This window comes from Pseudomonas sp. GW-45, assembly GCF_056896675.1.
The window spans coordinates 978391-1005330 of the sequence record NZ_CM167674.1; the positions used below are offsets into that span (position 1 = coordinate 978391).

Genomic DNA, 26940 nt, shown 5'->3' on the forward strand with positions numbered 1-26940 from the left:
GACTTGCGCCAGCTTAGTTACAATCAGCAGCTCGTTTCTCATTACACCGGTTACCCATGACTCAGCACATCACGCCCGCCGAACGCGCCATCGCGTTGCGCGAGGAAATCGCCCAGCATAATCACAATTACTACGTGCTGGATGAGCCCGCCATACCGGATGCTGAGTATGATCGCCTGTTCAATGAGCTTAAGGCCATTGAGGCTGAGCATCCCGATCTGGTCACGCCGGACTCGCCTACCCAGCGGGTAGGTGGCGCACCGGCGGGCGGCTTTGGCGAAGTGCAGCATGAAGTACCCATGCTCAGCCTGGGTAATGCCTTTGTCGAGCAAGACATGCACGACTTTGACCGTCGTGTGCGTGAAGGGCTGGATTTGCCAGCTGGCGACTTATTTGGCGCTGGCGATGAGGTGGAGTATTGCTGCGAGCCCAAGCTGGATGGCCTGGCGGTCAGTTTGTTGTATGAGAATGGCATGCTGGTGCGCGGCGCGACGCGTGGCGATGGCAGTACCGGCGAGGACATCTCTAGCAATGTACGCACCATTCGTAACGTACCACTCAAGCTGCGCGGCGAAGGCTGGCCAGCGGTATTGGAAGTCCGTGGCGAAGTATTTATTAGTAAGGCCGGGTTTGAGGCGTTAAACGAAACGGCGCGAGCCAATGATAGTAAGACCTTCGCTAATCCGCGTAACGCCGCTGCCGGAAGCCTGCGGCAACTTGATCCAGCGATTACCGCCAGCCGTCCACTCGAGTTCTGCTGCTATGGTTTTGGCCGTGTCGAGGGTGAGTTGCCGGCGACTCAGGTCGCTATCCTGCAGGCTTTCAAGGGCTGGGGGTTGACGATTAGCCGTGAACTTAAGCAAGTGCAGGGCGTTGCCGGCTGTCTTGAGTATTACCGCGATATTGGCGAGCGTCGCGCTGCATTGGACTTTGAAATTGACGGCGTGGTGTTCAAGGTCAATCGACTGGATTATCAGCGCGAACTGGGCTTTCGATCGCGCGAGCCGCGCTGGGCTATTGCTCACAAATTTCCCGCCTCGGAAGAACTGACCCAACTGCTCGATGTTGAGTTTCAGGTTGGCCGTACTGGCGCCATTACGCCAGTGGCGCGCCTGAAACCGGTACAGGTCGCAGGCGTTACCGTTTCCAACGCTACGCTGCACAATATGGATGAAGTTGTGCGTCTCGGCGTGATGATTGGCGATACCGTGATTATCCGCCGCGCTGGCGATGTGATTCCGCAGGTCATGCAAGTGGTGATCGAGCGCCGTCCAGCGGATGCGCGGCCGATCGATGTGCCAAGTGAATGCCCGGTCTGCGGGTCGGCGGTTGAGCGCACGCAGTTGACCAAGCGCGGCAAGGGCCGCGAAACCACCTCAGAGGGTGCGGTTTATCGCTGCGTTGGCCGGCTGACCTGTCAGGCGCAACTGAAGCAGTCGATCATTCATTTTGTTTCGCGTCGGGCGATGGATATCGATGGTCTGGGTGAGAAGAGCGTCGAGCAGCTGGTGGATACCGGCCTGGTTGCATCGCCTGCGGATCTCTACCAGCTGACCTACGACCAGGTGATGCCGCTGGAAGGCTTTGCAGATCTGTCCAGTCGTAATCTGTTGGCCGCGATTGACGCAGCCCGTAGCCCTGCACTGGCGCGCTTTATTTACGCCTTGGGTATTCCCGATGTGGGTGAAGAAACCGCCAAACTGCTGGCACGGGCGCTGGGTTCTTTGGAGCGCATCCGTCAGGCGTTGCCGCAGGTGTTGGTTTACTTGCCGGATGTTGGTGCCGAGGTGGCCTATGAAATTCACAACTTCTTTGCCGATGAGCACAACCAACAGGTGATTGATCAGTTGCTTGTACGGGGCGTTGAGCCCCAAGCAAGTGGCGAGTTAGGCGCCGAATTCGCTGCCAGTGTGTCGCTCGCTGACTTTTTGGCGCGGCTGGATATCGCGCATATTGCCAAGACCGGTGCCGAACGATTGGCTACTCAATTCGGCAGTCTAAAAGCTATTTTCGAGGCAGACTGGCTTGATTTGAAGCAAGTCGAGCGGCTCAACGATAAAGCCATCAAGGAGCTGCGGGCGTTTGCTCAGAATGAGCAGGCCCGCGAGCAGGCCTTGGTCATCGAGCAGCAGTTGCGCGACTTTGGTATGCACTGGGAGTCGGAGCGAGCCCAGACAGACAGCTTGCCGATGGCGGGCCAAACCTGGGTGCTGACTGGTGGCCTGGAGGCTATGCCGCGTGACGTGGCTAAGGTGCATCTGGAAAGTTTGGGTGCCAAGGTCGCTGGCAGCGTTTCTGCCAAAACCCATTGTGTGGTTGCTGGCCCCGGCGCGGGCAGCAAGCTGGCCAAGGCAGAACAACTGGGTGTGAAGGTTCTCGATGAAACTGGCTTGTTGGCGCTGCTCGCTGAGCACGGCATTCAGGCATGAGCGAGATTATCGTGTTGGCACCCATGGAAGGATTGGTCGATCCGCCCATGCGTGACATCCTCACGCGGATCGGTGGCATTGATTGGTGCGTCAGCGAGTTCATTCGTGTGACCACTGGGTTGCTCAATCACGCCACTATTCGCCGCATTGTGCCGGAGTTGGATCACGGATGGAAAACCCACGCTGGCGTACCAGTCCGGCCACAGCTGCTGGGTTCTGACGCTTACTGGCTGGGCGAGAATGCGGCGCTGCTAGCAAGCATGGGCGCGCCGGCAATTGACCTGAACTTTGGTTGCCCCGCGAAGACGGTTAACCGTCACCGTGGTGGCGCCAGCCTGTTGCGTGAACCTGAGCTGCTAGAGCAGATCGTTGCCAGCGTGCGCGCCGCCACGCCAGCAGAAGTGCCGGTTACCGCGAAGATGCGGTTGGGATACTGCGACACCGCTTTGACATTGGAGTGTGCGGCGGCATTGGAAGCTGGTGGTGCAGCAGAAATCACCGTTCACGCACGAACCAAAGTTGAAGGTTACAAACCGCCGGCGCATTGGGAGTGGTTAGCGCGTATCCGTGAGTCGGTCAATGTCCCGGTGATTGCCAACGGCGATGTCTGGACGCCAGCGGATTACCAGCAGATACGTGAGGTCAGCGGCTGTGAGAGGGTAATGATTGGGCGTGGCTTGGTGCGTCGGCCTGATTTGGCGCGGCAGATTCGGCAGTTGGATGGATCTGATGCAGGCATGGCCGAATGGTCAACCTTGTTGCCCTGGATTGCCGACTTCTTCCAGCAAACCCGTGAGCGGGTAGTGGACCGCCATGCACCTGGGCGAGTGAAGCAATGGCTCTCCATGCTCGGGCTGACCTATGCCGAGGCACGCCCTCTGTTCGATGCCCTGCGCCGTGAGACAAATGCGGCAGCAATCAGCCAATGCTTGAATGCCTTGGCTGCGGGTGCTGATCAGTCGCAAACGTTGTCCGCACTGACTGCAGATAACGGCTTGGCTATGCGCTGCGAATAAGTCTCTACAGCGTCCAGCAGGACCATGCCCAGAAGCAACATGGCGGTCCTGCTTTCAGGCAACCAGGATCAGAAAATCAGCATAAAAAAGCCGATAACCACAAGCAGGCCAATCAGGAAAATGATACCGGCAGTACTCGCAAGAAATTTCAACATGGCATACCTCGTCTTTTTTCTAGGTTGTACTGTTTGAGGCCAAATAGCGTTGGCAGTTCATTTTCTGCGGGTGCTGAACAAAACAAATACGGCCTAAGACAGGGCCGATTTGTTTGGTCTGACGGCTGAAATGCGCGTGGTTCCACCGGGTAAACATAGTGGCGGAGCTATGTCATTTGTCGCATAAAACGCAGATCAAGCCAGTCCTTCAACTTTCCGGCTAGCCGGCCTTCAGTGGCGAGTGAGGCATAACTCAGCAGGGCGCTGCCGTCCGCGCAGGCTAGTAGCGCCAGAGCGGAAGGTTGCGGCTGGTAAGTCTTTAACGCTGTGCCTTTTATTTGCGCCATCAAATTGTCTCCGAGCACGCCGCCTTGACGCACGGCATACACACCAGAATGAGGTGTGTCGGGAAGGCTGGCACAGTCGCCACTGGCGAAGATATTGGGATGGCTAAGACTCTGCAGCTGAGGGTTGATGCGAATGAAGCCGTCAGCGTCGCAATCTAGACCACAGCGCCGTTGCCACGCTGGCGCGGCTGTCCCCGTCGCCAGTATCACGGCCTGTGGTTGCAACACCGCGCTGCTCTGCACGTAAAGCTGACCGTCGGTTATGCCGTCAATAGGCTGATTTTCGTGCAGCGTCACCTGCGCGTGTTTTAGTCTGGCTCTAGCCAAACGTGCCAGCCTCGGCGGGTGCCCGCTAAGTAGCGTACGACTACTGAACAAATCGAGCAGCGTGTTCGGAAGACTGATACGCAGCGCCACCGCCAGTTCAAAACCCGCTGCGCCGCCGCCTAATATGGCTAATTGCCTGGGTGGGTTAGATCGCCAGCTTTGCCACTGGTGGATGAACCCCGGAAAGGGTTTAGCGCCAAGCAATTGCAAGCTTTGGTCGTGCTTAAAAGGCGTTGGAGCTACAGCACCGCTGTTGAGCGATAGCGTATCAAACTGAATGGTCTGACCGTTGGCCAGCTCGAGCGAATCGCTATCGGCGTTGAGTTCGCTGAGTTTGCTGCAGACCAGTTCAAGGCCGACGGCCGCGCAGAGCCCCGCTAGCGGTACTTGGCATTGCTCGGGTTTAAAGCGCCCAGCAATAAGGCCAGGCATCATGCCGGAATACCACGCCTGTGGTTCAGGATTGATCATCAGGCTGCCGGCGCGCGCGCGATAGCCCTGGATAACCCAATGCCGCAGGCTAACCAAGTGAGCGTGTCCGGCACCGACTAATACTAGAGGTGCGTTCCGAATGTTTGTTTGCATGGCCGCAGACTAGCGGTTAAGACGCATTTGGGGAAGCCTGAACAACGGGTCAGATCGCGTCTGCGCTGCACATTTCAGCAGTTAATCCGATAGCAATTGGATACACACATAGCCCCCACTGATAAGCGCGCATTGTGCTAGCTGATGCGCGTATTTCGAAATCGACTTTCGCTGTGCGAACCTGCTAGTCTCCAAGGCTGATAATTCTAAGTACTAAATCTAGAAGGGAGCATAGTGTGAACGACCAGATTCGTTATCCAACATCCGCTCGAGCTTGGTGTACCGTTAGTATCTTGCTGGTGGCCTATGTTCTCTCGTTTATTGATCGGCAGATTCTCAATCTGCTGGTTGGCCCGATACGTGCTGATCTGGGTATCAACGATACCCAAATGAGCTTGCTGATGGGGCTGTCCTTCGCCATTTTCTACACAATCGCGGGTATCCCTCTTGGGCGGATTGCGGACAGCAAAAGCCGTCGCGGGCTGATCGCCTGGGGTGTCGCGTTTTGGAGTCTGATGACCGCCGCCTGTGGCTTAGCGCAGCAGTATTGGCAGTTTATTCTTTGCCGCATTGGTGTGGGTGCAGGTGAGGCGGCATTGTCGCCTGCGGCTTACTCCTTGATTGCCGACAGCTTTCCTGCTGATCGCCGGGCGACTGCCATCAGCGTCTACGCCATGGGTATCTACCTGGGCGCCGGTATGGCCTTCCTGCTAGGTGGTATCGTGGTTACCTGGGCTAACGCACAAGGCCCGATGACACTGCCAATTGTGGGTGCGGTACGCCCTTGGCAGCTAATCTTCCTGGTGCTCGGCGCAGTGGGCTTGATGTTCTGTTTGGTGCTGCTGGCCATCAAGGAGCCAACGCGTAAGGGTATAGGCGCTGGTGTGGCCGTGCCGCTGAAGCAGGTAGGTGCCTACCTTTTGACCATTCGCAAAGCAGTGATGTGCCATAACCTCGGTTTTGCCTGTCTGTCGTTTGCCTCTTATGGTGCTTCTGCCTGGATTCCTACCTTCTTCATCCGGACCCACGGTCTCACGCCTGGTGAGGTGGGTATTTACTATGGCAGTCTGGTGATGGTCGCCGGCTCCACGGGTATTGTCTTTGGTGGCCGCTTGGCGGATTATTTGGCTCGTCGTGGTTATCGCGATTCGAACATGCGGGTAGGGCTGTTGGCTGCAGTGCTGACGCTGGCGTGTAACGTGGTCTACCTTGTCGATAATATGCCGTTGCTGTGGGCTATCATGTTCTTCAACGTGTTTACTGTTGCAATGCCGTTTGGAGTAGCACCGGCCGCTATTCAGGAAATCATGCCCAACTCCATGCGCGGGCAGGCTTCGGCTATTTACCTGTTTACCATTACGCTGATTGGCTTGGGTATCGGGCCAACTGCCGTAGCGGTGGTGACCGATTATGTCTTTATGGACGACATGGCAATTCGTTATTCCATCTTCATTGTGGCCAGCGTAATTACCTTAGGTTCTATCGTGCTGCTCTGGATGGGGCTCAAGCCCTATCGAGACGCCCGCGATACGCTGGAAAACTGGAGTACAAAGCAAGGCCAGCCTGGTTGAGTATCTGACTCGGAGTAGCCAGCTGATTTATTTATTTCAACAGGAGCAATCAACATGACTGACGCAGTTATCGTATCCACGGCCCGTACGGCTCTGGGCAAATCCTATCGCGGTGCGCTGAACAACACGCACAGTGTCGACATGGCTGGTTACGTTATCGAGCACGCGGTCAAGCGCGCCGGTATCGATCCTTCACTGGTTGAAGACGTCATCCTGGGCGCTACCTTCCATGAGGGTGCGCAGGGCAAGAACATGGCTCGCCTGGCGGCAATCCGTGGCGGCCTGCCGGTCACAACCGCTGGTATGTCGATCAACCGTTTCTGCAGCTCCGGTCTGCAGTCCATCGCTATCGCCTCGCAGCGTGTTATCAGCGAAAAGATCCCCGCGATTGTGGCCGGCGGCGTTGAGTCCATCAGCCTGTGCCAGAACGACAAGCTGAACATGTTCCATGGCACCAATGAATGGATCATGAAGAATAAGCCTGAGTTGTACATGTCGATGATCGAAACCGCCGACATCGTGGGCCAGCGTTACAACGTCAGCCGTGCCTCGCAGGACGAGTACGCACTACTGAGCCAGCAGCGCACTGCAGCAGCCCAGGAAGCCGGCAAGTTTGACGACGAAATCGTCGCCTACAACACCATCATGAAAGTGCAGAACAAAGAAACCGGCGAGATTACCGATAAGGAAGTCAAGCTGGTCAAGGACGAGTGCAACCGTCCAAGCACCACGCTGGAAGCCCTATCTGGCCTGCAGCCAGTACGTGGCCCCGGCAACTTCGTGACTGCGGGTAACGCCAGCCAGCTGTCTGACGGCGCTTCCGTTTGCACCGTGATGAATAGCAAGGTTGCCGAGCAGCTGAACATTCAACCAATGGGTATCTTCCGTGGCTTTGCGGTTGCCGGTTGCGAGCCAGACGAAATGGGCATCGGCCCAGTCTTTGCGATCCCCCGTTTGTTGGAGCGTAACGGTCTAAAAATGGACGACATCGGCCTGTGGGAACTGAACGAAGCTTTCGCTTCACAGGTTGTTTACTGCGCCGAGCGTCTGGGCATTCCGATGGAAAACTTGAACGTTAACGGTGGTTCTATCTCTATCGGCCACCCTTATGGCGTAACCGGTTCACGTCTGGTTGGCCATGCGCTGATCGAAGGCAAGCGTCGTGGCGTCAAGTACGTGGTTGTGACCATGTGCATTGGCGGTGGCCAAGGTGCTGCTGGCCTGTTTGAAATCGTTTAAATTCAGCTGCAAGCCATAAGCGGTTAGCCGCAAGCAAAACCCGAGTCCGTCTCGGGTTTTGCTTTTGCGGTTAGCGTACCGCTTTGAGCCGACATTCCGGAGAACGCTCTACGTGTCCCAAAAAATTATCAATACCGAAGATCTGGCCTTTTTGCTCTATGAGCTGCTGGATATTGAACGCCTTACCCAGTTCCCCCGCTATGAAGACCATAGCCGCGACACCTTTGATGCCGCCATCGAACTGGCCCTGAAAGTCGCCAGCGAAACCTTTGCCCCGCACAACCACGCCTGTGATGAAGACGAGCCTCGCTTCGAGAACGGCAAGGTCGTGATTCGCCCGGAAGTGGCGGAAGCCCTTAAGGTACTGCGCGAAACCGGCCTGATGGCCGCCTCGCAGGATTACGAGCGCGGCGGCATGCAGTTGCCTGCTGCGGTATCGCAAACCTGCATCGGCCTGATCAAGGGCGCCAACGTCAGCACCCAGGCCTACGCGGGTCTGACCATCGCCGCCTGCAACCTGATCATGGCGCATGGCACCGACGAGCAGAAAAAGCGCTTTGCCGAGCCGATGATGGCCGGTCGCTTCTTCGGAACCATGTGCTTGACCGAGCCACACGCTGGCTCATCCTTGGGCGATATCAAGTCCCGCGCCATCCCGCAGGATGACGGCACTTATCGCATTAGCGGCAACAAGATTTTTATCTCGGCCGGTGACCACGAGCTGAGCGAGAACATCATTCACCTGGTACTTGCCAAGCTGCCCGACGCGCCGCCCGGCGCCAAAGGTATCTCATTGTTTATCGTGCCCAAGTTTCTAGTTAACGACGATGGCAGTCTAGGTGAGCGGAACGACGTGATCTTGGCTGGCTTGATCCACAAAATGGGTTATCGCGGCACCACCTCCACCATGCTTAACTTCGGTGAGAAGGGCGGGGCGGTCGGCTATTTGGTCGGTGAGCCGCACAACGGTCTGGCTGGCATGTTTCACATGATGAACGAGGCGCGCATTGGCGTTGGCCTGGGTTCGGTCATGCTGGGTTACACCGGTTACCTGCACGCACTGGATTACGCCCGTGACCGCACCCAAGGTCGCTCGATGACTGAGCGTGATCCGGCCACACCGATGATCCCGCTGATTCAGCATGCCGACGTACGCCGCATGCTGCTGGCACAGAAAGCTTTTGTAGAAGGTGGCCTGTCGCTGTGCCTGTTCTCATCCACTTTGGTAGACGAGAAGAAGCACGCACCCAGCGCAGAAGAACGCGAAGCCGCTGCGGGACTGCTCGATCTGCTCACGCCTATCGTCAAATCCTGGCCTTCACAGTTCTGTCTTGAGGCGAACAGTCTGGCGATTCAGGTACACGGCGGCTACGGTTACACCCGCGAGTACCCGGTCGAGCAGTTCTACCGCGACAACCGCCTCAACCCGATTCACGAGGGCACGCACGGCATTCAGGGCCAGGACCTGCTGGGCCGCAAGGTCAGCATGGCAGGCGGGCAGCACTACCAGGCGCTACTGCAACGCATTGGCACGACCATCAAAGCCGCGGCGGGCAGCGAAGAGTTGAAGGCCAGCGCGCAGCTTTTGGTTAACGCAGTAGCCACGTTGGAAGAAACCACCAACGCCTTGCTCGACATCAAGAAAACTGACCCCGACAGAGCCCTGGCTAACGCCTATCTGTATCTGGAATGCTTTGGCCACGTCGTCGTCGGCTGGCTTTGGCTGCGTCAGGCTCAGACTGCACTCAAAGGCCTGAAAGAAAGCGGTCCAAGTCAGCCTGCTTTCTACCAGGGCAAGCTGAACACCTGCGAGTATTTCCTACGCTACGAACTGCCCAAGCCGCTGGCTCTGGCAGAGGTGCTGCGCTGCGCAGACCGCACCACTCTGGATATGCCGCTGGATTGTTTCTGATTCAGTTGGTGTGACAAAAAACCGGGCCTTGGGCCCGGTTTTTTGTGGCTGCTCGATAGTTCAGTTCTCGCCGCGCCCTGTATGCATCGCTGTCACCGGGTTATCCTTGCGCCATGTACAGCCTTGCTCACCCCGTCACCCATACGCTGGAAATCCGCAAAAGCCGCTTCCTTGCCTGTGTTGAACCCATCGCTGACCGCGCCGCCGCTCAGGTGCGGGTGAACGAGTTGCGCGCGCTGCATCCTCGTTGCGCCCATGTGTGCTGGGCGCTGTTAGCGGGCGGCCATAGCGCCGCAGTAGACGATGGTGAGCCATCCGGTACCGCGGGCCGGCCCATGCTGGAGGTACTGCGCCATCAACAGCTGGACGGCGTACTGGCCACCGTGGTGCGCTACTTCGGCGGCGTTAAGCTGGGTGCCGGTGGGTTGGTGCGTGCTTATACCGACGCCGTCGCCCAGGCGCTGCTGCAAGCCGAAAAGATTGAACACATCGCCACCCAAACACTCTGCTGTGAACTGGCCTACGCCCACGAAGGCGTCGCCCGCAACCTGATCGCCGAGCTCGGTGGCGAGCTGCTTGAGGTCAGCCACGGGCAGGCAGTGCGCATGCAAGTGAACCTGCCCACTAACGCAGCTGACGCGTTGCAGGAACAGCTTTTATCGATCACACGGGGCGAACTTGGGTGGGAGGTCGTCGTTCCTTCAGACGGCTGAATCAGCGGTTTTTCCAACAGGGCGCGCCCTGATGATACCTCACCATTTCCTTCATGGATTGGCGCCAGGTCACCAGTATGGCTGTTCGGCTCGCGAGCCAAGGCATTCGGCCGGTGCGCTGTTATGGCAGGCGTTGTGCTGATATGACCTGTCACAAAGAGATAACAATTCTGTGCGACACCGGTTCCACTATGTGGATATGCTGGTGGAGCTCGTGAGCGAATAAGATCAGCGCGTGACTTCAGTCCGCGTCTACTAATAACAATGTACTCAGAAGGGAGTTATCCATGGGAGCCATCGTTGGCGGAGAAGGGGGAACCCAAGGCCATTTGGTAGGCTACGGGTCCAAGGCGTACCGCAATTATGTACTCTTCGCACTAACCCTCATTTACATCCTGAATTTCGTCGACCGCGCCCTGCTTGCGGTCGTCGGTCCCGATTTGATACCGGACCTCGGCATTTCCGACACGCAGTTCGGGCTTCTCACTGGGTTCGGTTTTGCCCTGCTCTATACAGCCGTGGGTATCCCGCTAGCGCGTTTTGCCGATGTCGCCAATCGCGTGTGGATAATGACCATCTGCGTGGCCCTGTGGTCGTTGATGACCGCAGCCTGTGGCTTGGCAACGGAAGTGACCATCGGCTCGGTCACCATCGGCGCGTTCTGGATTCTGCTGATGTGTCGCGTCGGCGTAGGTATCGGCGAGGCGGGCTGTACGCCGCCGGCCAATTCCCTGATCGCTGATTATTTTATCCCGCGTGAACGTTCCCAGGCCCTGGGTTTCTACGCCATGGGCGTCACACTAGGCACCATGTTCGCCAACCTGATCGGCGGCTGGGTTACCGACACCTTCGACTGGCGCACCGCCTTTTTTGTCGTCGGTTTACCGGGCTTGCTAGTCGCCCTCGTTTTCAAGTTCACGGTCAAGGAGCCGCCGCGCGGCTACACAGATCCGCCGCAAGCCGAAAGAAAAGAGCGGGCCAGCCTGGGCGAGGCTATCCAGGAGCTGATGGGCAAGCCTGCTTTCTGGCTGATGACCGCCGGCGCCACCATTGCCGCGTTCTGCGGTTACGGTATCTCCTCGTTCCAGTCGATCTTTCTGGTCCGCACCTACGAAATTACCGCCGGCCAGGCAGCAATCTGGATCAACACGCCGGTAGCCCTGTCTGCGGCCATCGGCACATTCGCCACCGGTTGGCTAGCGACCAGGATTTACAAGAAGCACCCGGGCGCCATCGCCTGGGTACCGGCGGCGGGCCTGACACTGTCTGTTCCCTGTTACATTTTTGCCTTCACGACCGATAATCTGCTCTACGCAGCAATCGGTCTGGTCATCGGCGGCTTCGTGAAGTACGGCTATCTAGCCGCCCAGTACGCGATCGGCCAGGGTGTGGTAAGCATGCGTGTGCGCGCCATGGCGACGGCTGTAATGTTGCTGCTCGTCAACCTGATTGGCTACGGCTTCGGCCCACTGTTTATTGGCGCAGTCTCCGACATCTTCTTCAAGTCCGGCATCGCCGAGCTCGGGGTCGCGGCTGGCGAACTGGCGCGAAACCAGTGTCACCCCGCTGTGGTCGGTCAGCTGAACGAGAACCTGCAGGAAGTCTGTGGGCAGGTTTACGCGCAAAGCCTTCAAACCTCCATGGTCATAATGGCCTGCTTGTACGTTTCGAGCGCTCTGTGCTTCCTGTTGACCTGGCGCCGGCTGGGCAAGGATATGGTGGACAGACAGGTTTAAAAACCGATCACCCCATAAGTGACTACCCAGAGGGCGCATTGCGCCCTCTTTTTTTGCGTTTAAAAGAGTGATTGGGAAAGCATCATCTGACCCCATTTTCTTTGTAAAAGTTTGGGTAACGGTTGAATAAAAAATCAGGGTCAGATGAGCGTATGTATTCAGCTATCTCAAAGGGAAATGGTAAGACCTGACCCTGATCTCGAGTGGTCGATCATAATGAGCGGAAGAATTAATGCTCATCAGACCCCAATTACGTTCAGGAAGCTAATGTTAATCTGACCAAATTTTAAGAGCCGGGTAACTGAAGGTTTGAATCGGCTTGATATCTATAAGAATTTAGTTAACTCACAGAGTATTTTTCTTGCATCTCCTTGATACAGCCTAATACTGCTGAGAATGCAATGAATGCGCTATGGTCGACATAAAGTTTACTAAGCTTCTCAGGATGACTGTTTCCCTTTACCACCATCCCAATGATCGCACCGTCGCCATTTAATACCGGTCCTCCGCTGTTTCCCGCATAGAGCTCTTTATCGATATATCCAGTTACGAAGCCTTCTACCTCGGTATGTCCGACCAGTGATACACGATTTGTCCACACGCTTTTTGCGCCATATTTAAGATTTGGAAAACCGAGAACTGTTATTCCATCTTGATCTTCAATAGCTATATCGCTAGAACTAACATGAAATTCCTCGAAGTTTTCTAGGTCAGACAGGATTTTTAAAACAGCTATATCTCTGGGAGTGTCTCGAAAACAAATTAAAGCCTCATAAGTTACATCATCATCAATTCGGAAAACTTCCACCCTGTCTGCTTGCTCCACGACATGAGCGCATGTGATTAAAAACTGGCCAGACACCATAAATCCACTGCCTTGACTTATGTTTGAATCATTATTAACAACCCAGCAGCGCTCTCCTGCCCATCTTTTAAATTTATTGCTTATTCCGTGTTTTACCTTGCCCGAGAGAGGGGCCTTTATTTTTTGGTTGAGCTGATTAAAGCGGCGGGCGACTCTGCTATATACTTGTGACTCATAACCAACTATGCTTTTTATATATAATATTCGACCGTAGACAACGCTCAGAATATTAGCTCCGGATCCAGGGTTCTCTATTTCAAATCGTACCTGTGCGGCATCGACACCGAACGTTTCTATTGAGTGGATTATCGCACAAGTTTTGCGAATAAATTCACGTGGGACATTCGGCTTTTTGTTGACTACTAGACCGGTGACAACTTGACGTTTATATTTATGTTGCAATCGAGTTTTGCTTTCGTTAATCGAAAATCGATTTCGTTTTATGATTTTAGATAGCTCATCGCCTGGTAGTGAAAAATATGTACCTGCTGAGTTATTTAGAGAAACGATATCGGCCGAAACAAAATCGTAGGGGTCGTAAAACGAAAATGTTATATCATCAGCGTAGCGTGTATAAGTAGTTCGGTTTGAAACTGCGAGATTACGCAGCTGGCGATCCATAGATCTACAAAGCATGTTGGAAATTACAGGTGAAGTTGGCGCGCCTTGTGGAAGATGCCCGTCAAGCGTACATAGATGGGCAATAACTGACGCGACGTCTGAATTCAAGCTGTACGGTTTGGAAGTCAATAATCCATATATACGCGGAAAGGTTATAGAAGTAAAAAAATCTGCGATATCTATGTTAAAAACATACTTTTTTCGTGTGTGCGGCTTGGCGTTGGTAAGTATAGAGCGGTCTTCTATGAATCCGTGAGCAAACCGACTAGGATGGTATAGCTCATTAAGCATCGCCGCTAGTTTCCGTTGCAAGTGTTTTAACTGCGGAATGGGTGATCGAATTTCCCGCTCGCCCCCTGACTTCTTGGCTATAGAGAAATTTTTATAATAACTTTTTTTTGTATAGTCCTTTACGTAATAGAAATAAGATATTTTGGAGTACGATGTACCCAGCAGCGAAGCCAGTTGATCTACGTTTGAGGTGTCTTGCAATCGGGGATTTACGAGAGGCCGCCCTTCGGTTTCCTTTACCAATTAACGCTCCATTAAAATTGCTGCCAATTGAGATAACCCAGGAGCAATCGCTTGTAACATTTTCGACTCGGGTCGCATTTTAACAACCCATGTTTAACCGAAGAACGGCAGGCCAATTATATCGTCGAGTTGCGAAATAGCAATCACAGAGGACTTTGACTGGCGCGGCAATTGTGCCCTGGCCGCTGGGCACAACTTTCATTTTAGGTCAGCTCGGTGTTTTAGTTATAGGCGTCCTGGGCTTGTTGGATGAGCTGGGCAGAGGAGCAACGAATCTAAAATTGAAGAAGGCAGCTCTATTTTTCAACGCCAAGCTCAAGGCTGAACGGAGCATAAAATCCCATCTAAGCGGGCGAGCAGCACAGAGATGCCGGGAAAAAGGCGCTTGCGCTGTCTGAGCGAAGCGAGTTTGCAAGCGTCCCCGGCAGCTTGAGCAACGCAGCGAACCCGAAGGGCCGCGCAGCCGGGTGCCCAGGGGAGTTGTTAGAGGGGAATGGGCAAGCATTCCCCTCTGACTCGCCAGCAAGGCGAAATGCGACAACGAGCCAGCACAAAAATACCTACAGAAAAAGAACCACCTAATACACCACCCGCCGAAACGTCAGGTTATACCTAACCGCCCCGGTTACGGCATGAGAAGCCCGCTTCCCCAACGGCGCCACCCCATGAAAATACAACCGACTAACCCCACCCCAAACCACCACATCTCCATGCTCCAACAACCACCGGCTGGGTTTCTCGGCCCGCAATAACCCACCAAACAAAAACGTAATAGGCGCACCCAAGGTCACTGACACAATAGGCGCCGCAAGATCCTGCTCATCTTTATCTTGATGCAACCCCATACCTGCACCCGTCTGGTACCGATTGATCAAACAAGACTGCGGATCAAAGCCATCAAAGCCAACCTCAGCAGCAGCCCGAGCCGCCAGCTCACGAAACGAGGCGGGCATGGCAGGCCAAGGTTTATCAGTTAAAGGATCTTCAGTGGTGTAGCGATAACCGCGCTTATCGGTGATCCAGCCGTATGTGCCACAGCTGCACTGCGCGGATGACATGGCATGGCCACCAGGCGTGACTTGGTGACGAAAGGCGGTCTGTTGTTCTATCTGGCCGATCTGCGCAAGCAGGTCATCCGCTTGCGCATGGGCAAAGCCTTTCAGCAACCAGGCATCCGGACCAATGGCGATGGGCTCTGGCGCGGGCGGGGCGAAGAGGTCAAGACTGCTCTGCAAACGCGGCCTCCCTGCGTAATAGTTCACGCTTGCGTGCTACGCCCCAGCGGTAGCCGGAAATGTCGCCATCGCTCCGCAGCACGCGGTGACAGGGCACTGCGATGGCGAGTGGGTTGGCGGCGCAGGCACTGGCGACCGCGCGGGTTGCCTTGGGTTTGCCAATGCGTGCAGCCAGCTCGCTGTAGCTGATGGTTTTGCCGTTGCTTACCTGCTGTAGTTCTTCCCACACGTGCTGTTGAAATGCGGTGCCGACGGCGTTGAGTGGCATGCTCAGCTTAAGCGACAGGCGTGGGCGCTCGATAAAGGCGAGGAGCTGCTGCATATCGGATCGCAGGCGTTCAGGGTTGGCTTGCAGACTGGCACCGGGAAAGCGGCTTTTCAGGTCGTGAAGCAGGGTTTCATCGTCGTCGCCAAGCAATATGGAGCAGATGCCCAGTTCGCAGGCGCCCAGCAGCAGGCCGCCGAGGGAGCAGTGGCCGGTGATGTAATCAATCGCGAGGGGTTGGGTAGCCATGCTGTTGTACGCTGCTGTTGGGTTGATCAGCGTTCAGTGTCCGACTTCCGATGGTCGGCAGCAAGTGCTGCCGACAAGTCAAAAAGAGTTAACAGACGGTTGAAAAGCGTAGGCGATGCCCACGCAGGTAGCTCTGTGGTTAGAACTTCATGCCTGGCAGGTTCAGCGACGCCGTATTGCCGCCATCGACCGGCAGGGCCTGACCGGTGACATAGCTAGCATCGTCGCTGGCCAGGAAGGCAATGGCACTGGCAATCTCTTCCGGGCGGCCATAGCGGCGCAGCTCACAGCGTGAACCGAGCTTCTCTTCCTTGTTGTTGCTGCGGGCGTAGTCGAATACGGGCGCGGTCATACCGGTTTCGATCAGACCGGGGCAAACCGCGTTAACGCGGATGCCGGAGCCGCCGAGGTCGCAGGCCGAGGTCATGGTGAAGTTGATTACACCGGCCTTGGATGCGCTGTAGGCGTTGCCGCCGGCACCGGAGCGAATACCCGCAACCGAGGCGGTATTCACGATGGCGCCTTTGCCCTGTTTCAGCATCTGCTGCGAGGCGTATTTAGTGAACAGCATGACGCCATACAGGTTGACGGCGATGATCTGCTGCCAGGTCTCCAAGCTTTGCTCGGGCGCGCCGCTGTAGTCTCCGCCAGCGATGCCGGCGTTGTTGCACAGCACGTCCAGGCTGCCGTAGTGGCTGACGGTGTCGGCTACGCACTTGTCGACTTCGGCTTCTTGGGACACATCCAGGGTGCGATGCTGAACTTCGGTGCCGGATGGTAGTTCGCTGAGTGTCTGCTGCAGACCTTCGGCGTTGCGGTCTACCAACATGAGTTTGGCGCCTTCACTGGCCAGACGTTTGGCGGTCGCGCGGCCAATACCGCTGCCGGCGCCGGTGATCAGGGCAATCTTGTTATCAAAGCGTTGCATGGTTCCTGTCCTCTGCTGTGCTGCGTTGTAAGCGGGTGCGGCGACAGCCACACCCCGGTTAATTAGTGATCAATACTGACGTCTTCACCAAGCGGCTTGCGGCCTGCTTGGGTTACGTCGATACCGAGGGTGCTGGCCATGGCGGTGGTATCGACTTGCCAGCTGCTGGCTATATCACGTTCGATGCGCACGGGTGACATGCTGATCATGCCTTCACGCAGTGCGCCGACGTCGGACTGCATGCCGGTAACCTTTTCGGTCTGTCGCTGGAAGCCGAGCCAGTAATAGGGCACGCCACGGGTGTCTTCACGGCGCTCGATATTCACGCCGCCAATGCTGCCGCGTTGTGGACGGCAAATAGCAACGCCACGTACTTCCTTTGGCGGTAGCGCTGGGAAGTTGATATTCATGGCGCAGTCTTCCGGCCAGCCTTCGGCCAGGAGTTCACGTACCAGCTTGCCGCCATATTCGCGGGCGGTATCCCATTCGGTGGGTACGCCTGCATGGTAGGCCTGGCTCAGTGCAATCGCCGGGATGCCCAGCAAGGTGCCGGTCAGTGCGCCGCCGATGGTGCCGGAGTACGCGACTGAGTCGCTGATGTTGGCGCCGTGGTTGACGCCGGATAGCACCAGATCGGGCTTCTCGGGCATCAGCTCTGCCACGCCCAATAGCACGCAGTCACTGGGCGTACCGCTGACACTAAAACGGCGTTCTTCAAAGTGATGTACGCGAAGCGGGTGGTGAACCGAGATGGACATGGAAACGCCGCTCTGGTCCAGGTCTGGAGAGACGATCCAGACTTCTTCGGCGATCTGTGCGGCAATCTCTTCCAGCACTTTCAGGCCGGGGCCGCGCCAGCCGTCATCGTTGGTCAGCAACACGCGCTTGATTGGCTTGGACATAGAGATTCCTTTGCGATGTTTAGTATTCGGAGGTTTCGGTAGGCGAAAGCGTCTTTGGGTAAAAACAATGCGGGGCACCTGATGAGGTGCCCCGCGAGGGTGTTGCTGAGTTACTTGCTCTGGGCTATTTCCCAGCCGCGATCAGCCAGCAGGCTGGCGCGTTTGCCGACTTCCAATGCATCGGCGTTGCTCGCGTTGCCTTGCAGGGCGCGGTGATAAACACCCTGCACAATGGCCGCCAAACGGAACAGCGAGAAGGCCAGGAAGAAGTTCCAATCTGGCACTTCAGTGCGGCCGGTGTACTTGCAGTACCAGTCGAGCACTTGCTGTTCTTCCGGCAGGCCGAGGGATTTCAGATCGGCACCGACCAAACCCTTGGCGCCATCGACGTTCAACGGCATGTGGTAGGGCAGGCAGCAGTAGGCCAGATCCGACAGAGGATGGCCCAGGGTCGCCAGTTCCCAGTCGAGAATGGACACGACTTTGGATTCAGTTGGGTGCAGCATCAGGTTGCCGATGCGGAAGTCGCCGTGGGCGATGGTGGTGCTGTCGTCCGCAGGAATGTTTTCCGGCAGCCACTTCATCAGGGCATCCATGGAGGGCATGTCATCGGTACGGCTGGCTTCAAACTGGCCGCCCCAACGCTTGAGCTGACGGGCGATGTAGTTGTCGGGCTTGCCGTAGCCTTCCAGGCCAATGGCTTTCCAGTCGGCATTGTGCAGCTGACCCATGGTCTGGATCATAGACTGGTAAATCGGCATGCGTTCTTCTTGCGCGACTTCGGCTAGCTGTGGCTGCGAGTAAACGCGACCGTCAACATAGTCCATCACATAGAAAGCGGTGCCGATGATCTCGGGGTCTTCACACAACAGATGGACGCCGGGAACCGGCACATCAGTCTTACCCAGTGCATTGATCACTTGGTACTCACGCTCGACCATGTGTGCAGAAGGCAGCAGTTTGCCCGGTGGCTTCTTGCGCAAAACGTAACGCTTTTCGCCGATTTCCAGCAGGAAAGTCGGGTTGGACTGGCCGCCCTGGAACTGCTGGACTTTCATGCCCTGGTTGGCTCCGGGGAGGTAATCCTGCAGGTATTTGGCCAGCTTGGCTTGGTCAAACTGGTGTGCAGGCAATACTTCAATCAGGGTGGCTCCGCTCATCTTATGGTCCTGTAGTGAATGGGTCTGTGCAGAAAGTAACACGCCAGGCGGCCGCCTGGCGTGTAGAAAAGCCTTATGAATCAGACGTTATCAGGCAATGGTATCGCCGCCATCGGCAACGATGGTCTGGCCAGTGACGTAAGCGCCTGCTTTGGAGGCCAGGAACAGCGCCACCCCGGCGATATCGACAGGTTCACCAACGCGGCGTAGCGGCAGTTTTTCTTCTACTCGCTTGAGGCGTTCAGGGTCTTCGATCAGAGCTTGGGCGAAGTCGGTACGGATCAGGCCAGGAGCGATGGAGTTAACGCGAATATTCTGCGGACCCCATTCCAGCGAGAGGTTGCGTGCCAGACCGGCTTCGGCTGCCTTGGACATGCCGTATACGCCGATGTTGGCGCTGGCTCGTAGGCCGGCGATGCTCGACAGCAGCACGATAGAGCCGCCACCTTGCTTGACCATGTGCGGAATAGCCATGTTGCACAGCCAGAACGTACCCTTGACGTTGGTGCCCATGATCTTGTCGAAGGCTTCGTCGCTGACGTTGTGCGTGGGGCCATAAACCGGGTTGGTGGCAGCGTTGCACACCAGAATGTCGATCTTGCCCCAAGCCGCTAGCGTCTGGTCGACCAGGTTCTGCAACTGCGCTTTATCGCCTACATGGCAAGCAATGGGCATAGCGTCGAAACCCTGCTCACGCAGTTCGCTTGCAACCTGTTCGCAGACGTCCGCCTTGCGGCTGGAAATGACAACTTTGGCACCCGCCTTGGCGTATTCCTCGGCAATGGCTTTGCCGATGCCCTTGGTCGAACCGGTGATGATCGCGACCTTGCCGGTTAAATCAAATAATGAACTCATAGTGCAGGCCTCAAAAACATTCAGGCTCTACCCGTAAACTGGCAGAGCCTGGACGAGATTATAGATATTGGCTCATTTCCAACTTAGCGATGGTGCCCAAATGGACTTCGTCTGGGCCGTCGGCCAGGCGCAAGGTACGAGCCTTGGCGTAAGCAGAAGCCAGGAAGGTGTCTTGGCATACGCCCTTGGCGCCAAATACCTGGATCGCGCGGTCAATCACGTTGCAGGCCATGGTAGGTGCTACCGCTTTGATCATGGCGATTTGCTGACGGGCAACCTTGTTGCCGTGCAGGTCCATGTAGCGTGCAGCGTGCAGGGTCAGCAGGCGAGCCTGATCGATCTCACAGCGCGACTTGGCGATGGCTTCAGAGGTGCTGCCGTGCTGGTACAGCGGCTTACCGAAGGCGACGCGCTCGGCGGCGCGGCGGCACATGGCGGCCAGTGCACGTTCGGCGATGCCGATGCTGCGCATGCAATGGTGAATACGGCCTGGCCCGAGGCGACCTTGAGCAATTTCGAAACCACGGCCTTCGCCCAGCAGAATGTTGGAAACCGGAACGCGAACGTTTTCGTAGGTGATCTCGGCGTGGCCGTGCGGTGCGTGGTCGTAGCCGAACACGTGCAGTTCACGAACGATGGTCACGCCGGGGGTGTCGAGTGGCACCAGAATCATGCTCTGCTGCAAATGCTTGGGCGCATCGGGATCGGTCTTGCCCATTACGATGGCGATCTTGCAATGCTCGTTCAGCGCTCCGGAAGACCACCACTTGGTACCGTTGATCACGTACTCATCGCCTTCGCGGCGAATTTCGCACTGGATGTTGGTGGCGTCGGAGGAGGCGACGTCGGGTTCGGTCATGGAGAAGCAAGAGCGAATCTCGCCAGCCAGCAACGGCTTGAGCCACTGCTCTTTTTGCTCTTCGTTACCGTAGCGTTCGATGGTTTCCATGTTGCCGGTATCCGGGGCGCTGCAGTTGAAGACTTCACCCGCGAAGGAAACACGACCCATGATTTCACAGAGGTGCGCGTATTCTTCGTTGTTCAGGCCCGCGCCACGCTCGGAGTGGGGCAGAAACATGTTCCACAGGCCCTGGCTGCGCGCCTTTGCTTTGAGCTCTTCCAGGATCGGCGGATGGCCCCACTTGTTATCTTTGACTTGCTCGTAAAACAGCGCTTCATTCGGGTAGATGTACTCATCCATAAAAGCTTCGACTTGCTGTTTTACTTCTTCTACGCGGGGGCTCAGTTCAAACATGTTAGATCCTTGGCATGGGTGGTCGTGGGTTGATTTCACGGGTGATGCAATGCCAGTGACCATATAGTCAGCGAGACGGAATAAGAACAATGTCCTGCCGCTGGAATGAAGCTCGATAAAAAATAGTGATTAAGGGGTGGCTGTATTATCAGCGTTAACGAGACCGGTGCTGTCTAACGTGCGCTCTAAGCAGCGCCCGCTATCTCCGGTCGTAGTTCTGGTGGTAGGCGCATTAGATCGCTTGGTTCATCGAGGTCCCACAGGGTGCCACCTTCCCACAGGCTTTGTTCCGCCGCCTGGAGTCGTTTGCGGGTCTCATGCATAACCCGGCTATGGCTCCAATGCATGTTAGTGAAAGGGACCGCATCGGGACGCCGTTGGCCTATCAGCACATAGCCGCCATCCTCGCTGGGTATCACCGCAGCATCGTGAGTCGCCAATGCAGTATTGGCTTGCTGCAACACGGCGGTATTCATATCCGGGCAGTCGCTGCCAATTAACAGGGCGCCACCGGGGAATTCTGCCAGTGCGTTAGCCATACGTTCACCTAGGTCAGCGCCTACCTGCAGTCGCAGGATAAGGTCATGTTCTTTGGCTAGTTGTTGCAACAATGGGTGATCGATCTGCGGCGCATAAAGATAGCGTTGCGCTGGCCAATCGATGGTCTGTTGCAGGCTATGGCGCAGCAGCTGCGTGTAAAGCTCGCAGGCACCTTTGGTGCCCAGCGCGGGAATTAAGCGGGTTTTGACCTGGCCAGGAATCGGGGCCTTGGCGAAAATCAATAGCGGGCGAGGGCGGTTGGGCATGTAAGCCTCCGTCAGGTTCTGAAAAATCCTACCAAGTTAGTACCACAGGGCCAGGCGATGGGGTGGCACGCCCAGCCAGTAGAGCATGCGCAGCCACCACATCAGGACTATGGTGCGCAGGGTGCCATGCTGTTGCCAGCGGCGGCTGGAGGTAATCAGAGCTGGCTGCAAGCAGACTGGTTTGCCATGTTGGCGCAGCCGCTTGCTTAGCTCTATGTCCTCCATAAGTGGGAGGTCTGCGTAGCCACCAAGTTCCGCAAATAGTCGCTGCTGCACAAAAATGCCCTGATCCCCGGTGCAGACTCCGGTTAAGCGCGAGCGCCAGTTCATCATCGAAGCAACCAAGCGCAGCAGAGCACCGCTTGGTTCGAGCTTTACATCGAAGCGGCCCCAGGGTTCTTGCGCATTCACCTTCAAGCTAATCAAGTGCAAGAAGCCCGCCGGCAGCTGCGTATCGGCGTGCAGAAATAGCAGGGTCTCGCCGCTGGCTACGGTGGCGCCGGCATTCATTTGCCGGGCGCGACCGGGAGGGCTGTGCAGCACTTGATCGCACAGCGGCTCAGCCAACGCTACTGTGCTATCGCTGCTGCCGCCATCGACCAGGATAATCTCCAGCTCGCCACGCAATGATTGCAGCGGCAACAGACTGGCAACTATGTGCTTAGCCTCGTTACGCGCTGGCATGATGATGCTCAGGCGCGGTGAACCAGCGTTCAGCATCAGTGCTTTAACCGCCAGCGGTGCCAGCGCTGCACCCAACCGAGCAGTTTTTCAGGTGCGTGCGCGCGCTTCCATTCACCTGCGGCGTACTTGTTGGCCTCGGACATGGTGGGGTAGCTGTGTATAGTTCCCAGCACCTTGTTCAGACCCAAACCATGCTTCATGGCCAGAACGTATTCGGCTATCAGCTCGCCAGAATGGGCACCCACGATGGTGACGCCCAGGATGCGGTCTTTGCCGGGTACGGTCAGCACTTTCACATAGCCCTCAGCAGCTTCATCGGCGATGGCACGATCCAGATCATCAATGCCGTAGCGAGTGACTTCAACCTCGACGTCTTGCTCGCGTGCCTCTGTTTCAGAGAGACCCACACGGGCAACTTCGGGTTCGGTAAAGGTGACGTGGGGGAGCACGCGGTAGTCGACCTTGAAGCGCTTGAAGCCACCAAACAACGCGTTGACTGCGGCGTACCAGGCTTGATGCGCGGCGGCATGGGTAAACTGGTACGGCCCGGTCACATCGCCGACTGCGTAAATGTTAGGGAAACGCGTGGCCAGAAATTCGTTGGTGTCCAGCGTGCCGTTGTCGCGCAGCTTTAATTCCAGATCTTCGACGCCATAGCCTTTGGTATTGGCTTGCCTGCCAACGGCTACTAGCACCGCGTCAAAGCCAATGGAAACCAGCTCGTCTGTGTCCATTTTCTTTGCGATAACCACATGACCTTCGGCGTTCTGCTCGAAACGCTCAGCCTGGTGACTTAACCGCAAGTCGACGCCCTCGCTGCGCATGGCGAGGCTAACCAGCTCACTGGCGTCGCTATCTTCACGTGGTAGCAAGCGTTCGCCGCGTTCCATCTGAATCACTTGCGAACCCAGGCGTTGGAAGGCTTGTGCCAGCTCACAGCCGATCGGGCCGCCCCCTAATACCAACAGGCGACGAGGTTGTTCGCGTAGCCCCCACAGGGTGTCAGAGGTATACGCGGGCGCGGCGTCCAAGCCGGGGATCGGCGGCATTATTGGGCGACCACCCGCAGCGATGATGATATTGCGGGTGGTCAGAGTGCGGCCTTCTACTTCAACGCTCCAGGGTGAGCTGATACGCGCTGCACCTTGAATGACATCAACGCCGAGTTCGCTGTAGCGATCAACTGAATCGTGCGGCTCGATGTCTTTGATCACCCGCTGCACGCGGTCCATCACGCGGGCGAAGTCTACGGTCGCGCTGGCGTTGGTAAAGCCAAGCGCGGCAGCGCGTTTGATTTCAGCCGCCAGCCGCGCTGAGCGAATCAGCGCTTTGGAGGGTACACAGCCGGTGTTGAGACAGTCGCCGCCCATGGCGTGCTTTTCGATCAGGCTGACTTCGGCTTTAACCGCTGCCGCTATATACGCACTGACCAAGCCACCGCTACCGGCGCCGATAACCACTAGATTGCGATCAAAGGATTTTGGCTTCTCCCAGCCTTTGTACACGCGGCGAGCTTTGATGTAATCGAGGATCTTACGCGCGATCAGCGGGAACAGGCCGAGCAGTACAAAGGCGCCAATCAGGCCTGGAGACAGGATGCCGCCGAGGGATTCCAGCTGGCTCAGTTCGCGGCCAGCGTTCACGTAAACAAAGGTGCCCGGCAGCATGCCCAGCTGGCTTACCCACCAGAAGGTGCGCGCCTTGATGCGGGTGAGGCCCATGGCGAGGTTGATCATGAAGAACGGGAAAGCCGGTACTAGACGCAGGGCGAATAGATAGAAGGCGCCTTCTCGCTCAATGCCGTCGTTCAGAGGCTTCAGACGACGACCAAAGCGTTTCTGAACCCAGTCTTGCAGCAGAAAACGGCTGATCAGCATGGCTAGCGTTGCACCCAGGCTGGATGCGAAGGACACCAGCAACAAACCCCAGCCGAGCCCAAAAAGCGCTCCGCCGGCTAGCGTCATCAGCGCCGCACCGGGTAATGACAGTGCTGTCACTAGAACGTAAGCCGCAAAGAACAGCCCGCCAGCGATCAGAGGGTTGGCGACCACCTGCGCATTCAAGGCGGTTTGCTGCGCCTTGATCGCGTCCAGGCTAAGGTATTGGTTAAGGTCAAAAACAAAGAACGCGACTACTAGCGCGATGATTGCCAGCAGTACTGCCAGCTTCTTGATATTCATACGAAATGGGCCTCCAGGGCGCAAAGGGTACTGGCCAGGGTAAAGCCCCCGAGTAATGCATCCAGCGGTTGATCTGTGGTGCCGTCGGTGATTCGCGCACGGTAAGACAGGGCAGCAGGGCTGCCTGTTGGCCATTGGCGATCAAATTCGGCGAGAAAGGATGAGTGATCGTAATTAAGCGGTATGGCTTCGATATACAAAGCACCCACTTGGGCGCGGTATAGCGCGGCGAGACTGGGCTGCGAGGCAATGCGAGTTACCAATCCGTAGCAGCCGTTGTTGAAATTAGGCATACCGGCTGCGCCGTTATTGATTACTGCCCAGCGCTCCGTGGCCAGTGCGGCGGGTGAGCAAGTATGACTGGTCGCGAGCACACTGATTCGGTTGTTGTCGCACCACTTGGCCAATTGCTTTTGACGCTCAGGGCGACTTAGCGTTTGACGGTCACATTGCCAGCCGGCCAGAGACTGTTCGTCGCCGTGAGTTATAGCCACGCGTTGCCCAGCGATTTCAACCACAGCGGTTGCTGCCCGCTGCGCCAAAGAATCAGCCATGCCGGGTAGTTGATCTACACAAGCGCTTAGCCGTGCATGGATGGCGTTTGACCAGTCCACTGTTTGCTCGGGTACGTCTGACGGGTAGGCGCAGCCGCAACCGTTGTCCGAATGCTCCTTACGCCCTAGCTCTGTCTCGACGTTACCGCGCAGCAGAGTGTGCGGTGCAATCTGCTCTTCGATGCGCTTGAACAGGTCTGGCTCACAATCAAACCAATGAGCGTCGCCGTTGAACACCACGCGTGCCTCGGGTTCACGCTGGAGCCGTTTGGTCAGTGCCGTGAGTGCTTGTTCGTTGCCGTAAAGCCCACCCACCACGTAGAGAGAGTCGCAGGCGAACAGAGCCTCGGCGATAAAGTTATCGGTCGGCAGCTGATAGTCCAGCGGACAACTGCGTCCAGGCGTCATGCTGTTCTCCGTATACCGCAGAGCAGGTAGGCCGCAGTGCACAGCAGGAGGCCGTACAAGTTAACGCCCAGCAGCACCGCGTAGCGGCCATCGCCAATGGCCCAGCTGGCGGGAATCCAGTTTAGGATCAATGCAACGCCGAGCAGCAGGCCGCACCAAAAGCTCAGGTGAAAGCCCAGCCGGGTAGGACGCACAACACCGTGCAGGATAAACACCGGGGCCAAGCCAATCACCATGGTGCCGCTGATGGTGGTGGCTTTGAGAATGTCTGTGCCGGCTAGCATGGGTAAGTTGCCGAATATGGCAAACAGCACCATGGCGAGCATGCCCACAGCTATCGCCTTTTGCCCCAGGTTGCGCCCAGCCAGCGCTGGTAATTCACGGCCGGTGAGGCGAGCGAGGCTTGAGAAAGTCGAGTCCAGCGTTGAGCCGGCGGCGGAAATCATCACCAAGGTCATTACGATTAACGCGCCGATACCCATGGTTTTGGCCAGCTCAGCGGGAACGTTGCCGCTGGCTTCGATGCCGCTGAGGCTGGCGTGTACGCCGATCAAGCTGAACGCCAATATCGCGAAAAACCCCAGTACCCCGGCCAGCGTAAAGGCGCGCAACATGGTTTTTTCTTCGGTGATAAATCCGCGATCAGTTAGTACCGGATCATGGAATGGGTAGCTGAACAGCTGTAAACACGCGACCAGAAAGAGGTCTACCCCGGCATTCATCGCCCAGCTGCTGGTGCTGCTTAACTCGCTCACCGAGTGGTTAGGTAATACCAGGCCCAGCACCCACACCAATGCGACGACGAAAATTGCTGCTTGAGCTGCGTCAGTCAGAATTGAGCTGCGCAAACCGCCGCGTAGGCTGTAGGCCAGTGTCACTGCAGTGAACAGCAACGCAGCGAGAATGAAAGGTGTGCTACCACTTGCGCCGTAGTAGCCGCCAACCACCGCAGTGTTGCTCCATATTTCATTGAACAGGCGAATAAGAATGGCGGCAGAAAACGCGAGTGCGGCGCCGCGACCATAGTTGCTGGTCAAAAAGCTAACCATGCTGGTGGCGCCGAATTGACGACGCAAACGGTAGATCACATAGCCACAAAGCGGAATCGACAGCCAGTAAGTGGCGTAAGCCAAGCCGCCAACCAAACCAAACTCAGCGCCAAGATTGGCGGCATTGGTGACGGATTTGGCGAAAATCCAGCTGATGAAAATACTGATGGTTAGTAGCAATGGCGAGGCTGGGCGGCCAGCGTTATCTTCACCGTTAAAAAAGCCGCCAAGAGTAACGCTACGGGGCGACAGCGCGAACATGATTGCGCCGTACGCGAGCAGAAAACCCCAGAAAAAAATGCCGGTCATACTACTGATGGCCATGCAGTGGTACCTGTCAGTGGATTGATGTGAGTTAGA

Annotated in this window: 22 protein-coding genes; 7 read left to right on the forward strand and 15 right to left on the reverse strand. The window is 56.5% G+C overall.

Features of this window, described 5'->3' with window-relative positions; translation table 11 throughout:
- The first annotated feature begins 56 nt into the window (after window positions 1-56).
- Both ligA and AC1XYH_RS04445 read left to right on the forward strand, forming a co-directional pair.
- The gene (gene ligA, locus AC1XYH_RS04440; protein ID WP_483325458.1) at window positions 57-2429 is read left to right on the forward strand and encodes an NAD-dependent DNA ligase LigA; all 2373 of its coding nucleotides are present in this window, start codon (window positions 57-59) and stop codon (window positions 2427-2429) included.
- The gene (locus AC1XYH_RS04445; RefSeq protein ID WP_483325459.1) at window positions 2426-3445 is read left to right on the forward strand and encodes a tRNA dihydrouridine synthase; all 1020 of its coding nucleotides are present in this window, start codon (window positions 2426-2428) and stop codon (window positions 3443-3445) included. The genes ligA and AC1XYH_RS04445 overlap by 4 nt, the downstream gene beginning before the upstream one ends.
- A 68-nt stretch (window positions 3446-3513) precedes the next feature.
- Here the strand turns inward: AC1XYH_RS04445 and AC1XYH_RS04450 are convergent, their stop codons facing one another.
- Together AC1XYH_RS04450 and AC1XYH_RS04455 are read right to left on the reverse strand one after the other, a co-directional pair.
- Window positions 3514-3600 (reverse strand): small membrane protein YohP, encoded by an 87-nt coding sequence (locus tag AC1XYH_RS04450; RefSeq protein WP_483326300.1) that lies wholly within the window; start codon window positions 3598-3600, stop codon window positions 3514-3516.
- A gap of 167 nt (window positions 3601-3767) precedes the next feature.
- Window positions 3768-4859, reverse strand: coding sequence for an FAD-dependent oxidoreductase (locus AC1XYH_RS04455; RefSeq protein WP_483325460.1), 1092 nt, complete (start codon window positions 4857-4859; stop codon window positions 3768-3770).
- A 236-nt stretch (window positions 4860-5095) separates the two neighbouring features.
- Here AC1XYH_RS04455 and AC1XYH_RS04460 point away from each other — a divergent pair, with 236 nt between their 5' ends.
- From AC1XYH_RS04460 to AC1XYH_RS04480, 5 genes are all read left to right on the forward strand, one after another.
- Entirely contained in the window at window positions 5096-6430 is a 1335-nt protein-coding gene (locus tag AC1XYH_RS04460) for a spinster family MFS transporter (protein WP_483325461.1), read from the forward strand.
- A gap of 54 nt (window positions 6431-6484) precedes the next feature.
- A complete protein-coding gene (locus AC1XYH_RS04465) occupies window positions 6485-7669 on the forward strand; it encodes an acetyl-CoA C-acyltransferase (RefSeq protein ID WP_483325462.1) in 1185 nt (394 codons plus the stop codon).
- A gap of 112 nt (window positions 7670-7781) precedes the next feature.
- The gene (locus AC1XYH_RS04470) at window positions 7782-9581 is read left to right on the forward strand and encodes an acyl-CoA dehydrogenase (RefSeq protein WP_483325463.1); all 1800 of its coding nucleotides are present in this window, start codon (window positions 7782-7784) and stop codon (window positions 9579-9581) included.
- 113 nt (window positions 9582-9694) lie between these two features.
- Window positions 9695-10294 (forward strand): IMPACT family protein, encoded by a 600-nt coding sequence (locus AC1XYH_RS04475; protein ID WP_483325464.1) that lies wholly within the window; start codon window positions 9695-9697, stop codon window positions 10292-10294.
- Between the two features lie 287 nt (window positions 10295-10581).
- On the forward strand, window positions 10582-12030 hold the full coding sequence (locus AC1XYH_RS04480) for a spinster family MFS transporter (protein ID WP_483325465.1): 1449 nt from the start codon (window positions 10582-10584) through the stop codon (window positions 12028-12030).
- 340 nt (window positions 12031-12370) lie between these two features.
- Here AC1XYH_RS04480 and AC1XYH_RS04485 read toward each other — a convergent pair whose 3' ends face one another.
- From AC1XYH_RS04485 to AC1XYH_RS04545, 13 genes are all read right to left on the reverse strand, one after another.
- Window positions 12371-14050, reverse strand: coding sequence for a trypsin-like peptidase domain-containing protein (locus AC1XYH_RS04485; protein WP_483325466.1), 1680 nt, complete (start codon window positions 14048-14050; stop codon window positions 12371-12373).
- A gap of 578 nt (window positions 14051-14628) precedes the next feature.
- The gene (alkB, locus tag AC1XYH_RS04490) at window positions 14629-15285 is read right to left on the reverse strand and encodes a DNA oxidative demethylase AlkB (RefSeq protein WP_483325467.1); all 657 of its coding nucleotides are present in this window, start codon (window positions 15283-15285) and stop codon (window positions 14629-14631) included.
- Window positions 15269-15799, reverse strand: coding sequence for a methylated-DNA--[protein]-cysteine S-methyltransferase (locus tag AC1XYH_RS04495; RefSeq protein ID WP_483325468.1), 531 nt, complete (start codon window positions 15797-15799; stop codon window positions 15269-15271). Before AC1XYH_RS04495 ends, alkB begins: the two co-directional genes overlap by 17 nt.
- Before the next feature lie 139 nt (window positions 15800-15938).
- Entirely contained in the window at window positions 15939-16727 is a 789-nt protein-coding gene (locus AC1XYH_RS04500) for an SDR family NAD(P)-dependent oxidoreductase (protein WP_483325469.1), read from the reverse strand.
- Between the two features lie 62 nt (window positions 16728-16789).
- Complete coding sequence (gene surE, locus AC1XYH_RS04505) at window positions 16790-17629, reverse strand: 5'/3'-nucleotidase SurE (protein WP_483325470.1); 840 nt, start codon at window positions 17627-17629, stop codon at window positions 16790-16792.
- Window positions 17630-17739: 110 nt separating this feature from the next.
- Complete coding sequence (locus tag AC1XYH_RS04510; protein WP_483325471.1) at window positions 17740-18789, reverse strand: phosphotransferase; 1050 nt, start codon at window positions 18787-18789, stop codon at window positions 17740-17742.
- A gap of 90 nt (window positions 18790-18879) precedes the next feature.
- Window positions 18880-19644, reverse strand: coding sequence for an SDR family NAD(P)-dependent oxidoreductase (locus tag AC1XYH_RS04515; RefSeq protein WP_483325472.1), 765 nt, complete (start codon window positions 19642-19644; stop codon window positions 18880-18882).
- Window positions 19645-19702: 58 nt separating this feature from the next.
- A complete protein-coding gene (locus tag AC1XYH_RS04520; RefSeq protein WP_483325473.1) occupies window positions 19703-20899 on the reverse strand; it encodes an acyl-CoA dehydrogenase family protein in 1197 nt (398 codons plus the stop codon).
- Between the two features lie 185 nt (window positions 20900-21084).
- The gene (locus AC1XYH_RS04525; protein WP_483325474.1) at window positions 21085-21705 is read right to left on the reverse strand and encodes a TIGR04282 family arsenosugar biosynthesis glycosyltransferase; all 621 of its coding nucleotides are present in this window, start codon (window positions 21703-21705) and stop codon (window positions 21085-21087) included.
- Window positions 21706-21741: 36 nt separating this feature from the next.
- A complete protein-coding gene (locus tag AC1XYH_RS04530; protein ID WP_483325475.1) occupies window positions 21742-22425 on the reverse strand; it encodes a TIGR04283 family arsenosugar biosynthesis glycosyltransferase in 684 nt (227 codons plus the stop codon).
- Complete coding sequence (locus tag AC1XYH_RS04535) at window positions 22425-24569, reverse strand: FAD-dependent oxidoreductase (protein WP_483325476.1); 2145 nt, start codon at window positions 24567-24569, stop codon at window positions 22425-22427. Before AC1XYH_RS04535 ends, AC1XYH_RS04530 begins: the two co-directional genes overlap by 1 nt.
- Window positions 24566-25531 (reverse strand): hypothetical protein, encoded by a 966-nt coding sequence (locus AC1XYH_RS04540; protein ID WP_483325477.1) that lies wholly within the window; start codon window positions 25529-25531, stop codon window positions 24566-24568. The genes AC1XYH_RS04535 and AC1XYH_RS04540 overlap by 4 nt, the downstream gene beginning before the upstream one ends.
- Window positions 25528-26898 carry a sodium:solute symporter gene (locus AC1XYH_RS04545; protein WP_483326301.1) on the reverse strand — a complete coding sequence of 457 codons (1371 nt, stop codon included), beginning with the start codon at window positions 26896-26898 and terminating at the stop codon, window positions 25528-25530. Before AC1XYH_RS04545 ends, AC1XYH_RS04540 begins: the two co-directional genes overlap by 4 nt.
- Between the last annotated feature and the right edge of the window lie 42 nt (window positions 26899-26940).

Coding starts and splice junctions, on each gene's coding strand:
- ligA (WP_483325458.1), top strand. CDS start 57: ATGACTCAGCACATCACGCCCGCCGAACGCGCCATCGCGTTGCGCGAG.
- AC1XYH_RS04445 (WP_483325459.1), top strand. CDS start 2,426: ATGAGCGAGATTATCGTGTTGGCACCCATGGAAGGATTGGTCGATCCG.
- AC1XYH_RS04450 (WP_483326300.1), bottom strand. CDS start 3,600: ATGTTGAAATTTCTTGCGAGTACTGCCGGTATCATTTTCCTGATTGGC.
- AC1XYH_RS04455 (WP_483325460.1), bottom strand. CDS start 4,859: ATGCAAACAAACATTCGGAACGCACCTCTAGTATTAGTCGGTGCCGGA.
- AC1XYH_RS04465 (WP_483325462.1), top strand. CDS start 6,485: ATGACTGACGCAGTTATCGTATCCACGGCCCGTACGGCTCTGGGCAAA.
- AC1XYH_RS04475 (WP_483325464.1), top strand. CDS start 9,695: ATGTACAGCCTTGCTCACCCCGTCACCCATACGCTGGAAATCCGCAAA.
- AC1XYH_RS04480 (WP_483325465.1), top strand. CDS start 10,582: ATGGGAGCCATCGTTGGCGGAGAAGGGGGAACCCAAGGCCATTTGGTA.
- AC1XYH_RS04495 (WP_483325468.1), bottom strand. CDS start 15,799: ATGGCTACCCAACCCCTCGCGATTGATTACATCACCGGCCACTGCTCC.
- AC1XYH_RS04500 (WP_483325469.1), bottom strand. CDS start 16,727: ATGCAACGCTTTGATAACAAGATTGCCCTGATCACCGGCGCCGGCAGC.
- surE (WP_483325470.1), bottom strand. CDS start 17,629: ATGTCCAAGCCAATCAAGCGCGTGTTGCTGACCAACGATGACGGCTGG.
- AC1XYH_RS04510 (WP_483325471.1), bottom strand. CDS start 18,789: ATGAGCGGAGCCACCCTGATTGAAGTATTGCCTGCACACCAGTTTGAC.
- AC1XYH_RS04515 (WP_483325472.1), bottom strand. CDS start 19,644: ATGAGTTCATTATTTGATTTAACCGGCAAGGTCGCGATCATCACCGGT.
- AC1XYH_RS04520 (WP_483325473.1), bottom strand. CDS start 20,899: ATGTTTGAACTGAGCCCCCGCGTAGAAGAAGTAAAACAGCAAGTCGAA.
- AC1XYH_RS04525 (WP_483325474.1), bottom strand. CDS start 21,705: ATGCCCAACCGCCCTCGCCCGCTATTGATTTTCGCCAAGGCCCCGATT.
- AC1XYH_RS04530 (WP_483325475.1), bottom strand. CDS start 22,425: ATGCTGAACGCTGGTTCACCGCGCCTGAGCATCATCATGCCAGCGCGT.
- AC1XYH_RS04535 (WP_483325476.1), bottom strand. CDS start 24,569: ATGAATATCAAGAAGCTGGCAGTACTGCTGGCAATCATCGCGCTAGTA.
- AC1XYH_RS04540 (WP_483325477.1), bottom strand. CDS start 25,531: ATGACGCCTGGACGCAGTTGTCCGCTGGACTATCAGCTGCCGACCGAT.